This window comes from Thermoactinomyces vulgaris, from assembly GCF_005886755.1.
Classification (GTDB): Bacteria; Bacillota; Bacilli; order Thermoactinomycetales; family Thermoactinomycetaceae; genus Thermoactinomyces; species Thermoactinomyces vulgaris.
Genome location: NZ_CP039710.1, coordinates 1,294,861 through 1,307,867 on the forward strand (window position 1 = coordinate 1,294,861; position 13,007 = coordinate 1,307,867).

Consider the following 13,007-nt stretch of genomic DNA (forward strand, 5'->3'; position numbering starts at 1 on the left):
AAAATCGTGGTTATGTTTTTAAAATTATACTAATATAACCGTAAATTTTTTAATTTATCATTAAAAAACCTGTTTAAAAGATCGATTTTAGGGAAATAAATAACGAAGCAAGATTGGAGGGGAAGTTTTGAACTACCAAATTGAAGTGAAAAATCTCACGAAGATCTTTGGCAAATCAACGAAGAAAGCTTTGAAAATGCTGAAGGAAGGAAAAGGAAAAGAAGAAATTTTCAAGGCGACCGGAGCCACGGTGGGTGTGAACCAAGCAAACTTCGCCGTGGAAAGCGGAGAAATTTTCGTGATCATGGGATTGTCCGGAAGCGGAAAATCGACGCTTCTCCGGATGTTGAACCGTCTGGTTGAACCGACCTCGGGGCAGGTTTTTATCGACAATGAAAACATTGTCGAAATGAATGCGGAGCAATTGCGGGAACTGCGGCGGAAAAAAATCAGCATGGTCTTTCAGAAATTCGCTTTGTTTCCCCATCGCACAGTGATTGAAAATGTTGAGTTCGGGTTGGAGATTCAAGGGATTTCTGCCGCCGAACGAAGAGCGAAAGCCATGGAAAGCCTGAAGTTGGTCGGTTTGGAAAGCTGGGCTGACAGTTATCCCAACCAATTGAGCGGCGGAATGCAGCAACGGGTCGGGTTGGCCAGGGCGCTGGCGAACGATCCGGAGATTTTGCTGATGGACGAAGCTTTCAGTGCACTGGATCCCTTGATTCGCAAAGAGATGCAGGAAGAGCTTGTCGATCTGCAACGGTCGATGAATAAAACCGTTATATTTATCACACATGATTTGGATGAAGCGTTGCGCATCGGAGACCGGATCGTGTTGATGCGCCATGGGGAAATTGTGCAAATCGGGACGCCTGAAGAGATCTTGACCAACCCTGCCGATGCCTATGTGGAACGGTTTGTGGAAGATGTCAACCTGGGGAAAGTCCTGACCGCCGAAACGGTGATGCGCAAGGCGGAAACCATCGTTCTCGGAAAAGATGGAATCCGTGTGGCAGGAAAGAAAATGCGGGACAAAGGCATTCCCACGCTGGTGGTGGTTGACCGCAAGCGTTATTTAAAAGGGATGGTCACCGCCGATCAGGTAAAAGAAGCCTTCAAAAAAGAAAAGAAAGTGGAAGATATTTTGGTGAAAGATGTTGTGAAAGTAAAAAAAGACACTCCTTTGCAATCGATTGTATCCGAAATGGGACAACAAGCGGATTCCACCATCCCAGCCGTTGTTGTTGATGACGAGGATCGTGTGCTGGGGATTGTGGGGCGTGGTGCCGTCTGGGCGGCACTTACCGGGCAAGGAGGGGATAGCGAATGAATTTGCCGAAACTCCCTCTTGCCGACTGGGTCGATGCGTTGATTAAATGGATGCAAGAATATTTTGCGCCCTTATTTCATTTTATTCAAGGCATTATTACACCGATCACCGATTTCTTTGAACGGGTTCTATCGGTCACGCCACCATTGGTGACCATCTTGTTGCTGACCTTACTGGTGTGGTTGTTAAGCCGGCTGAGGATTGCCGTCTTTGCACTGGTGGGCTTTTTGCTGATCTATGATCTGGGATTATGGGAAACCAGCGTGGAAACCCTCGCTCTGGTCTTGACATCGACGCTGATTTCGATCATCATCGGAATCCCGCTCGGATTATGGGCCGGGCGAAGTGACCGGGTCAAACAAATTGTCACCCCGGTGCTCGATTTCATGCAGACGATGCCGGCATTTGTTTATTTGATTCCTGCGGTCTTTTTCTTTGCCTTGGGGGCTGTGCCTGCGGTGATTGCTTCGGTGGTGTTTGCCATGCCGCCGACCATCCGCATGACCAGTCTGGGATTGCGCCAGGTGTCCAAAGAGTTGAAAGAAGCGGCCAATGCTTTTGGCTCCACTTCTTGGCAACGCTTGGTCAAAGTGGAGATTCCGCTCGCGAAACCGACTATCCTGGCCGGAATCAACCAAACCATCATGCTTTCCTTATCCATGGTGGTCATCAGTTCCATGATTGGAGCCGGAGGGCTTGGTGAGATCGTGCTTGAATCGATCTCCCGGTTGCAAGTCGGTTTGGGATTTGAAGCCGGGCTGGCGATTGTCATCATCGCGATTGTGTTGGACCGGATGACGCAAAATCTGGGAAAAACAAAAACAGCTCCTTCCGGTGGAAACGGGAAGAAAAAATTCCCGGTCCGCAAATGGATGTCTGTTGTGGCGATCCTGGTGTTTTTGGGCATGGTGATTGCCGCATATGCTGATTTCGGAGGCGGCAAAGAGAAAGTGACATTGGCATACGTCAGTTGGGAATCGGAAATCGCCAGCACCAATGTCGTGAAAAAAGTCCTGGAGAAACAAGGATTTGAAGTTGATCTGGTGGAAACCCAGGCAACCCCGATGTGGCAGGGCGTGGCCCAGGGAGATGTGGATGCTCATGTGGCGGGTTGGTTCCCGGTGACATCCAAAGTGATTGCTGACCAATTCAAAGGGCAATATGTGGATCTGGGCCCCAATTTGGAAGGAGCGCGGGTCGGACTGGTGGTTCCTTCGTATGTCAAAGCCAATTCAATTACAGAGCTGAATCAATATAAAGATCAATTCAAAGGAAGGATTGTCGGAATCGACCCCGGGGCTTCCATGATGCAAACAACGGAAAAAGTGATTGATGAATACGGATTGGATTTTCAATTGATCAATGGTTCGGATGCCACCATGTCCGCTGAATTGTCCAAAGCCATTCAGAAAAAGGAATGGATTGTGGTGACCGGATGGCAGCCTCACTGGAAATTTGCCGATTTCGACCTGAAGTTTTTGGAAGACCCGAAAAAAATGTTTGGCGGGGAAGAAGCCATCCACACGATCGTCCGGAAAGGCTTGAAAGAAGACAAGCCGGAGGTGTACCGGATCCTCGATCGTTTCCATTGGACGAAAGAAGATATGGAAGAAGTGATGTCCGATATCCACAATGGCATGAGCCCTGACAAAGCAGCAGAAAAATGGGTCGAAAATCATCCGGACAAAGTCAAAGAGTGGACACAGGGAGAATGAGGCACAAAGTGAGAGAAGAAAACTCTTCTCTCACTTTTTTTTAAGGTGTTGCATTTTCTTCAGCGCGCATTTTCTTTTCATATGCTTTGAAGAACGGATAGTAAATGAATCCGGACAGCAAAATATTGACAAAAACCAGGAGAATGGCCCGCCAATCTCCCCCGGTGGCCACATAAGCGCCAAACGGGGCGGGAAGGGTCCACGGAGCCAATATGGAAATGCGTTGGATCCAGTCCAAGGAGAAAGCGAGATAAGTGGTGACGGTACAGGCAACCGGTGCGAGAATGGCCGGAATCACAAGGAGGGGATTCATGACGATGGGTACGCCGAAAATGACCGGTTCGTTGATGTTAAACAAGCTGGGGACAATGGAAAAACGGCCGACTTGCCTCAGGTAAGAAGATTTGGAAAATAAGAGCAACAAACAGAGTGAGAGCGTGGTTCCCGAACCGCCGATCCAGACAAACCATTGATAAAACGGTTCCACGATCATGTTGGGCAACGGCTGTCCGGATGCCGCCGCGGCCGCATTTTCATCCAACAGCGCAAACCAGATGGGTTGCAAAACGGTTCCCACCACCGCCACCCCGTGGATCCCGGCACACCACAGCAGCATGATGAAAACAACCGGAATCACGGCGCCCAAGAAAGTGTTCCCTGCAAAATAAACCAAGGGCGAAAAGAGTTTGAGCAACACATTGTGCAAGTCGATTTCCAGCCAGACGCGAATGATCCACATTAGCAAAATAATGCATGCCGCCGGAATCAATGCTTCAAATGACCGGGACACGGAGGAAGGAACGGATTCGTGCATCTTGATGGAGAAACCTGATTTTTTCAACCAGTGCATGGTTTCCACGGCGATGAACATGGCGATGATCGACATGAACAATCCGGAGCCGCCCATTTTGCTGACGGGAAGCAACCATCCCAGTGCTTCGTTTTCCGGAAGGAGATGATCCAGGTTAACGGGAAGGGTCGCCATGATAAACGTGGCGGCACTGAGCAATCCGCCGGTGATTCCATCCAGATCATAAGAACGGGCCAGGCTGTACCCCATGCTGAACGAGGCATACAACGCCATCAACCCCAAAGTCAGCCGGTAAGGAATCAAAATGTCTTCCGCGTAAGGTTTGACCATGGCTTCGAGCGAAGGAACGGGAGGTGAGGCAATGATTAAAAAGAGGGAACCGATGATGATGAGAGGAAGCGTTGCGATAATTCCGTCGCGAATGGCCCTTAAATGACGCAATTCCGAGAGTTTGGCGAAAGGAGGCATCCATTTTGTTTCAATCCAGTTTAAAAACCGCTCCATGGTCGTCCTCCTTTTGAAAAAGGATGATATCCAAATGGTTATAAATATTATAACATATATATATCAGAATATTTTTTCTCTTTTGTTTTTAAAACTGTCGTGGCTTGTCTTTTCGGAAAAGGAGGTGGTTGCTTTCATTGATATGAGCGGCGGGGTCCGGGTTGGTGGCCTTGGCAGACAAGATGATATGAAATAATTTGTAAAATATATGGATAGACTTTTTTTATCAATTCTAGTAGATTAAAGGTAAATAAAGCGATGAACTGGAAAAAAGAGGTTATTTTGTGTTGTTAAAAAGGAGAGGATTCGGGATGAAAGTGTTGATTGTGTGTGCAGGAGGCATGTCCAGCGCGATTGTTTTGAAAGCAATTCAGTTGGAAGCTGAAAAACAAGGGCTGCCACTCACCTTGAAAGCGATCGGTGCCCATGAACTGGAAAATGAATTGCCCGATTATGACATGGCACTGGTTGCCCCGCAAATCCGCCACCGGTTTGTTTCGCTTTCTGATATCGGAAAAAAGCTCAATAAAAAGGTGCAACTCATCCCTTCCACGGGATATACGCCGATGGGAGCCCCGAGTGTGATCGAAATGATAAAAAAGGAGTTATCGTAAATTGGAACAAGAAATTTTTGAAATCATATTGCACGCCGGAAACGCGCGCGGACTTGCTTTTGAGTCGTTGGAAGCGGCAGAAGATTTTGATTTTGAAAGAGCGGAGCAGTTGATTCAAGAAGCGGATAATGAGTTGGCGGTTGCGCATCAATTGCAAACAAAGCTGATCCAGGCGGAACTGAATGGAACCCTGAAGGAAAAAACGTTATTATTGATTCATGCACAGGATCATTTGATGACGGCGATGAGTGAGCAAAAATTGATTGAACGGATGATCCGGATCATCAAAAAGCTGAAAGCATGAAAAGGTGGGGAAATCATTGAAACGATTGGGGATCTCTTTATATCCCGGGCGCACCACGTTTGAGAAGGACCGGGCTTATTTGGAAACAGCAGCAAAATACGGATTTTCCCGGGTGTTTACGTGTTTCATTTCACTGAATGAGCAAGACGGTGCCAAGCGGGAACAATTGAAACAAACGATTGCGTATGCAAAACAGCTGGGAATGGAAGTTTATATCGATGTCAATCCGCGCGTTTTTTCCAACCTCGGGGTCCGGGCGGATGATTTGTCTTTATTTCATGACTGGGGGGTTGCCGGAATCCGGCTGGATCTGGGCTTTTCTGGGCAAGAAGAGGCCATGATGACTTACAATCCTTACGGCATCAAGATCGAGATCAACATGAGCCAGGGAACCCGTTCCATCGACCAGATTCTCAGTTACCAACCCAACAAAGAGCAACTGACCGGTTGCCACAACTTTTATCCTCACCGGTATACCGGGTTGTCCTATGATCATTTCGCCCGGACCAGTTCCGCTTTTAAAGCCTTGGGGATTCAAACGGCTGCCTTTGTCAGTTCACAAAGTGCCACCCTGGGGCCGAGAGAGATCGCGGAAGGATTGTGTACCTTGGAAATGCACCGGGAACTGCCAATCGAAATTCAGGCCAAACACTTCTTTATGACCGGGTGGATTGATGACGTGATCATCGGCAATGCCTATGCGTCGGAAGAAGAGTTGAAAAAGCTCAGCCAAATTACTCCGGAAATTCCGGCGTTTACGGTGAACATGTCTGAAGATGCCACGCCTTTGGAGAAAAAAATTGTGTTTGAGGAATCCCATGTATACCGGGGCGATGTTTCCGAATACATGATCCGTTCCACTGGGAGTCGCGTAAAATATAAACAAGCTTCTTTTCCCCCGCATAACACCCAGGAAATCCGCCGGGGGGATGTTTTGATTGACAACGATCATTACGGCCAATACAAAGGAGAACTGCAAATTGCCTTAAAACCGATGAAAAATGACGGCCGGACCAATGTGGTGGGCCGGATTGAAGAACAAGAATTGTTTTTGCTGGATTATTTGAAACCTTGGAGCCCGTTTCGGTTTGAGCGTTCCTGAGGAATAATTCGAAACAAGAAGGTGTCAAGCATGGAGCATTTCAACAATCAGAAAATATTGCCAGCAGCCAATAATATCAAGGAATTTGAAAAGCTGATGGAAACAGACTTTGAATATGTCATTCTGTTAAACAGCCACATTGCTCAGCTGACAGCTTTAATGAAATTGGCACGGCGCCATCAAAAGAAAGTGCTGTTGCATGTTGATCTGGTTCAGGGGTTGAGAAGTGATGAATACGGTGCGGAATATCTGTGCCAAAAAGTCAAACCGGCCGGATTGATCTCCACGCGGACGCCGGTGATCCAAATGGCCAAAAAAAGATCGTTGATTGCGATTCAACGCATTTTTCTGTTGGATTCGCATGCTTTAAACACCAGCTACCGGCTGATTCAATCGTTCCAGCCGGATTACATTGAAGTCTTGCCCGGAATCATCCCCCATATCATCCGGGAAATTTCCGACAATACCAACGTACCGATTCTGGCCGGGGGCTTGATCCGGACCGTGGAGGAAGCCCGGGAAGCATTACAGGCCGGAGCCGTTGCGATCACGACCTCTGAACAGAAGATATGGAATAAAATTAATTAAAAAGAAATTGATTTATAAAAAACATTAATTTATAATAAGTATGAAATCGTTTTCGCGAATAAAAAGTTAATCAGGCATACCAGTGATGAGACAGGGAGAATCACGACGTCCTTTTTTCTAACGGTTGTGGAAAAAGGTTCTTAGTGATTCTTTTTGTTTTTTTTGGGCATCTCGGGGAAAGGAGCGTATGGATTGGATGACACCGTTTACGGCTGAACTCATTGGAACCATGATCCTGATTGTTTTTGGAGGCGGTGTGTGCGCCGGAGTCAATTTGAAGAAGACATTTTCCCATGACTCCGGTTGGATTGTCATTGTGTTTGGATGGGGTTTTGCGGTGATGTTGGGTGCCTATGTGGCAGGGGACATCAGCGGTGCCCATTTGAATCCGGCATTGACCATCGGTCTGGCAGTGGCCGGCAAGTTCCTTTGGAGCCAGGTACTGTCCTATATCGCGGCTCAGATGATCGGTGCCTTTTTGGGAGCGGTGATTGTCTGGCTTTTCTATTATCCGCATTGGGAACAAACGGAGGACCCCGCCGCAAAGTTGTCTGTTTTTTCCACTGCCCCGGCCGTTCCGAATTTCTTTTTTAATTTGATTAGTGAGATGATTGGGACATTTTTCTTGGTTTTTATTTTGCTGGTCATGGGCGCAGAAGGAATGGCGTTTGCTGACGGGTTAAAAAACCTGATTGTCGGCTTTTTGATTGTGGCGATCGGAATCTCACTCGGAGGGGCCACGGGTTATGCGATTAACCCGGCTCGTGATTTTGGCCCCCGTCTGGCCCATTTTCTTTTGCCGATTCCCGGAAAAGGGGATTCCAATTGGGGATATGCGTGGGTGCCGGTAGTCGGACCGGTGATTGGCGGAATCGTTGCCGCATGGGCTTATCAGATTCTCTTTTAGAGATTAAATGAGGTGATTGGAAAGTGACGAAAAAATATGTATTGGCGATCGATCAGGGAACAACCAGTTCCCGGGCAATTTTGTTTGACCGGCAGGGCAAAATGGTTCACATGGCCCAAAAAGAATTCCAACAATATTTTCCTCATCCCGGCTGGGTGGAACATGACGCCATGGAGATTTGGAGTTCGGTCCAAAGTGTGATTGCCGAACTGTTGGCGAAATCATCCGTGTCCGCTTCTGATATTGCTGCCATTGGCATCACCAATCAGCGGGAAACGACGGTGGTCTGGGACAAAAAAACAGGAAACCCGGTCTATCCGGCGATCGTTTGGCAATCGAGGCAAACGGCCTCCATCTGCGAAGAATTGAATCAAAAAGGATATACCGACTTATTCCGGAAGAAAACCGGTCTTCTCATTGATCCTTATTTTTCCGGGACCAAGGTCAAGTGGATTTTGGATCATGTCAAAGGGGCGCGGGAAAAAGCGGAAAGAGGAGACTTGCTGTTTGGCACCATTGACACGTGGCTGGTCTGGAAGTTGTCAGGCGGACGGGCGCATGTGACGGACTATTCCAATGCTTCCCGGACATTGATGTATAATATTTATGATTTAAAATGGGATCCGGATTTGCTCTCCATTTTGGACATTCCGGGGAAGATGCTGCCGGAAGTGCGTTCCTCTTCGGAAGTGTATACGGTGACGGAAAAATCCTTGTTCTTTGGAGAGGAAGTGCCTGTATCCGGTATTGCCGGGGATCAACAGGCCGCCCTTTTCGGACAGGCGTGTTTTGAACCGGGAATGGCCAAAAACACTTATGGAACCGGTTGCTTCATGTTGATGCACACGGGGGAAAATGCTGTGCCCTCCAAGCACGGGCTGCTGACCACGATTGCCTGGGGTTTGGACGGCAAAGTGGAGTATGCGCTGGAGGGAAGTATTTTTGTTTCCGGATCCGCCATCCAATGGTTGCGGGACGGATTAAAGCTGATCGATGAAGCCGGAGAAAGTGAAGCCATGGCCAATGAAGTGGATTCGACCGGAGGCGTTTATGTGGTTCCGGCATTTGTGGGGTTGGGAACGCCTTACTGGGATTCCGATGCCCGGGGGGCTGTCTTCGGACTGACAAGGGGAACCACCCGGGCGCATTTTGTCAGGGCCACGCTGGAGTCGTTGGCTTACCAAACCAAAGATGTGCTCAATGTCATGGAGGAAGATTCGCAAATCCGGCTGAAAAAACTTCGTGTGGACGGCGGGGCTTCCGTTAATAACTTTTTGATGCAGTTCCAAAGCGATTTGTTGGATGTTCCTGTCGAAAGACCGCTTGTCCTTGAAACCACGGCCTTGGGAGCGGCTTACCTGGCGGGCCTTTCTGTCGGCTTTTGGAAAAGCAAAAAGGAAATTGCTGAAAATTGGGTGATCGATCGTGCGTTCCAATCCAATATGGATGACAAAACCCGGACCCGGTGGTATAATAATTGGAGAAAAGCGGTTGAAGCAACCCGTGCATTTAAAACAGCGGATTAATTTGGATATAAGTTAATAGACGGATGAGATCTGGAGAACAGCCTTGAAACTCCTTTGCCGTATCGGGCACAGGGGTTTTTACGGCTGTTATTTTTTTAAAAGGAGGAAATAACCGTGAGCGGAGCTTTTTCTGTGTTGAACCGGGAACAAAAAATCAAGGATGTCCTTTCCCGGGAAATAGACCTTTTGGTGATTGGCGGGGGGATTACCGGCGCGGGCATTGCGTTGGATGCAAAGACTCGCGGTTTAAACACTGTCTTGATCGAGATGCAGGATTTTGCGGCAGGGACGTCGAGCCGTTCCACCAAATTGGTGCACGGAGGATTGCGGTATTTAAAACAATTGGAAGTCCGTTTGGTGAAGGAAGTGGGGAGAGAGCGGGCGATTGTTTATGAGAATGGCCCGCATGTGACCCGGCCCGAATGGATGTTGTTGCCGGTCATCAAAGGCGGGACGTACGGAAAATTGGCCAGTTCCATTGGGATTTGGCTCTACGATTATCTGGCAGGGGTGAAAAAGAGTGAGCGCCGGCAGATGTTGAACCGGGAAGAAACGCTTGAAAAAGAACCCTTGTTGCGAAAAGAAGGATTAAAGGGAAGCGCTTATTATGTGGAGTACCGGACTGATGATGCGCGCCTGACATTGGAAGTTTTGAAAAAAGCCGTCGAATACGGGGTGGATGCTTTCAATTACATGAAAGCCGAGAAATTGCTGTATCAAGACGGAAAGTTGGTTGGCGTTCAAGTGCGGGATTTGTTGAATGGGGAAATTTATCAAATTTACGCTAAAAAAATTGTCAATGCAACCGGGCCGTGGTGCGATGAAATTCGTGAAAAAGACGGGTCCAAAAAAGGGAAAACCTTGCATTGGACCAAAGGTGTTCACTTGGTGGTGAATCAGGGACGGTTCCCGTTGCGGCAAGCCGTTTACTTTGACACCCCGGATGGGAGAATGGTTTTTGCCATTCCACGGGACGGGAAAACATACATTGGCACGACGGACACGAATTATTCCGGCGATTTGGCTCACCCGCGGGTGACGGAAGAAGACAGGGATTATCTGTTGAATGCAGCCAACTTTATGTTTCCCGACATCCGTCTGACAAAAGATGATGTCGAATCCAGTTGGGCGGGGATCCGTCCGCTGATTCATGAAGAAGGAAAGTCTCCTTCTGAGATTTCGCGAAAGGATGAGATTTTTCGTTCCCCGTCCGGATTGATTACCATTGCGGGCGGGAAGTTGACTGGTTACCGGAAAATGGCGGAAAGAACCGTTGATTTGGTGGCGAAGGAATTGACGGAAGAAGCGGGTTATCAGTTGAAACCCTGCCATACCGACCGCATCCGCATTTCCGGAGGGGATGTCGGTGGTTCCGATCAATGGCAAGGCTTTTTGGAATCGAAGAAAAAGGCCGGGGAAGCGATCGGTTTATCTGCTCAGGCGGCAGAAGAACTTGTTCAACGTTATGGCAGCAACGTGGATCAGGTTTATTGTTATGTGGAGGAAGGAAAAGAGGCGGCTTCCCGATACCAATTGGCTCCGGAAGTTTACGGGATGCTCAAATACGGGATTTTGGAAGAGTCTGTGGCGACTCCTGCCGACTTTTTCATTCGCAGGACCGGCAGTTTGTTGTTCCAAATTGACTGGGTGCATCAATGGAAAGAATCCGTGCTTCAAATGATGAAAGATGAGTTTGGCTGGACGGAGGATGAAGTGAAGAAATATCACGATCAATTGCAAAAAGAATTGGAGGCGGCCACCACAGCGGTTGAAAGGGAATAAGGGCGAGGCTTCCGGATTTCTTTTTCCTTTTCGGGCGAAGCAGGAGATTGCTTCGCCCGTGATTTCAATGGATTCGAATAGTTTTATTTAGAACGGAAATTTTTTTATTTTTTTGTTGACAAAACCCCATCAAGGTGTTAGGATAGTATCTGTCGCCGCAAGAGAGCGGCACAAACAAAGTGAAATGAAGTGTTCCTTGAAAACTGAAGAGTGAAGACATGACTCGTTAATTCTTGAGAGTTCACATCAAACTTTTTTGGAGAGTTTGATCCTGGCTCAGGATGAACGCTGGCGGCGTGCCTAATACATGCAAGTCGAGCGGGAGAATCATCCTTCGGGATGAGGATCCAGCGGCGAACGGGTGAGTAACACGTGGGCAACCTGCCCGCAAGACCGGGATAACTCCGGGAAACCGGGGCTAATACCGGATAGGCCATTTCCCCGCATGGGGAAATGGGGAAAGGCGGCTTCGGCTGTCACTTGCGGATGGGCCCGCGGCGCATTAGCTGGTTGGTGAGGTAACGGCTCACCAAGGCGACGATGCGTAGCCGACCTGAGAGGGTGATCGGCCACACTGGGACTGAGACACGGCCCAGACTCCTACGGGAGGCAGCAGTAGGGAATTTTCCGCAATGGGCGAAAGCCTGACGGAGCAACGCCGCGTGAGTGAGGACGGCCTTCGGGTTGTAAAACTCTGTTCTTGAGGAAGAATTCCTTCCAGGCGAACAGCCTGGAAGGTTGACGGTACTCAAGGAGAAAGCCCCGGCTAACTACGTGCCAGCAGCCGCGGTAATACGTAGGGGGCGAGCGTTATCCGGAATTATTGGGCGTAAAGCGCGCGCAGGCGGCTGATTAAGTCAGGTGTGAAAGGCTGCGGCTCAACCGCAGAGCGGCACCTGAAACTGGTCAGCTTGAGTGCAGGAGAGGGGAGCGGAATTCCCGGTGTAGCGGTGGAATGCGTAGAGATCGGGAGGAACACCAGTGGCGAAGGCGGCTCTCTGGCCTGTAACTGACGCTGAGGCGCGAAAGCGTGGGGAGCAAACAGGATTAGATACCCTGGTAGTCCACGCCGTAAACGATGAGTGCTAGGTGTTGGGGGGCTACGCCCCTCAGTGCCGAAGGTAACCCATTAAGCACTCCGCCTGGGGAGTACGGCCGCAAGGCTGAAACTCAAAGGAATTGACGGGGGCCCGCACAAGCGGTGGAGCATGTGGTTTAATTCGAAGCAACGCGAAGAACCTTACCAGGGCTTGACATCCCGCTGACCCCTCCAGAGATGGAGGTTTCCTTCGGGACAGCGGTGACAGGTGGTGCATGGTTGTCGTCAGCTCGTGTCGTGAGATGTTGGGTTCAGTCCCGCAACGAGCGCAACCCTTGTCGTTAGTTGCCAGCATTTCGGATGGGCACTCTAACGAGACAGCCGGTGAAAGCCGGAGGAAGGTGGGGATGACGTCAAATCATCATGCCCCTTATGTCCTGGGCTACACACGTGCTACAATGGCTGGTACAAAGGGCAGCGAACCCGCGAGGGGGAGCCAATCCCAAAAAGCCGGTCTCAGTTCGGATCGCAGGCTGCAACTCGCCTGCGTGAAGCCGGAATCGCTAGTAATCGCGGATCAGCATGCCGCGGTGAATACGTTCCCGGGCCTTGTACACACCGCCCGTCACACCACGAGAGTTTGCAACACCCGAAGTCGGTGAGGCAACCTTTTAGGAGCCAGCCGCCGAAGGTGGGGCAGATGATTGGGGTGAAGTCGTAACAAGGTATCCCTACCGGAAGGTGGGGATGGATCACCTCCTTTCTAAGGAGCTCATTTCGAGCAA

General features: G+C 49.2%; 9 protein-coding genes, 1 rRNA gene and 1 pseudogene. 10 read left to right on the forward strand and 1 reads right to left on the reverse strand.

The window, feature by feature from the left end:
• The first annotated feature begins 127 nt into the window (after positions 1 to 127).
• Positions 128 to 1,330, forward strand: coding sequence for a quaternary amine ABC transporter ATP-binding protein (locus FA954_RS06700; protein WP_037997101.1), 1,203 nt, complete (start codon positions 128 to 130; stop codon positions 1,328 to 1,330).
• Positions 1,327 to 3,045: an ABC transporter permease/substrate binding protein gene (locus FA954_RS06705; RefSeq protein ID WP_037997100.1), complete on the forward strand. Its 1,719-nt coding sequence runs from the start codon at positions 1,327 to 1,329 to the stop codon at positions 3,043 to 3,045. Before FA954_RS06700 ends, FA954_RS06705 begins: the two co-directional genes overlap by 4 nt.
• A 40-nt stretch (positions 3,046 to 3,085) precedes the next feature.
• Here the strand turns inward: FA954_RS06705 and FA954_RS06710 are convergent, their stop codons facing one another.
• A complete protein-coding gene (locus FA954_RS06710; protein ID WP_037997099.1) occupies positions 3,086 to 4,360 on the reverse strand; it encodes a PTS sugar transporter subunit IIC in 1,275 nt (424 codons plus the stop codon).
• Between the two features lie 311 nt (positions 4,361 to 4,671).
• Here FA954_RS06710 and FA954_RS06715 point away from each other — a divergent pair, with 311 nt between their 5' ends.
• From FA954_RS06715 to FA954_RS06750, 8 genes and pseudogenes are all read left to right on the forward strand, one after another.
• A complete protein-coding gene (locus tag FA954_RS06715) occupies positions 4,672 to 4,974 on the forward strand; it encodes a PTS sugar transporter subunit IIB (protein WP_037997097.1) in 303 nt (100 codons plus the stop codon).
• A 1-nt stretch (position 4,975) separates the two neighbouring features.
• On the forward strand, positions 4,976 to 5,278 hold the full coding sequence (locus FA954_RS06720; RefSeq protein ID WP_037997095.1) for a PTS lactose/cellobiose transporter subunit IIA: 303 nt from the start codon (positions 4,976 to 4,978) through the stop codon (positions 5,276 to 5,278).
• Positions 5,279 to 5,294: 16 nt separating this feature from the next.
• A complete protein-coding gene (locus FA954_RS06725; protein WP_037997092.1) occupies positions 5,295 to 6,380 on the forward strand; it encodes a DUF871 domain-containing protein in 1,086 nt (361 codons plus the stop codon).
• 30 nt (positions 6,381 to 6,410) lie between these two features.
• A complete protein-coding gene (locus FA954_RS06730) occupies positions 6,411 to 6,968 on the forward strand; it encodes a glycerol-3-phosphate responsive antiterminator (RefSeq protein ID WP_037997090.1) in 558 nt (185 codons plus the stop codon).
• A gap of 196 nt (positions 6,969 to 7,164) precedes the next feature.
• Positions 7,165 to 7,872 (forward strand): annotated as a pseudogene (locus FA954_RS06735) (MIP/aquaporin family protein); the annotation flags it as partial.
• Positions 7,873 to 7,898: 26 nt separating this feature from the next.
• Positions 7,899 to 9,401 carry a glycerol kinase GlpK gene (glpK, locus tag FA954_RS06740; RefSeq protein ID WP_037997089.1) on the forward strand — a complete coding sequence of 501 codons (1,503 nt, stop codon included), beginning with the start codon at positions 7,899 to 7,901 and terminating at the stop codon, positions 9,399 to 9,401.
• Between the two features lie 114 nt (positions 9,402 to 9,515).
• Positions 9,516 to 11,183: a glycerol-3-phosphate dehydrogenase/oxidase gene (locus tag FA954_RS06745; protein WP_049720226.1), complete on the forward strand. Its 1,668-nt coding sequence runs from the start codon at positions 9,516 to 9,518 to the stop codon at positions 11,181 to 11,183.
• Between the two features lie 253 nt (positions 11,184 to 11,436).
• Positions 11,437 to 12,985: ribosomal RNA gene (locus tag FA954_RS06750) — 16S ribosomal RNA — on the forward strand.
• The last annotated feature ends 22 nt before the right edge of the window (positions 12,986 to 13,007 follow it).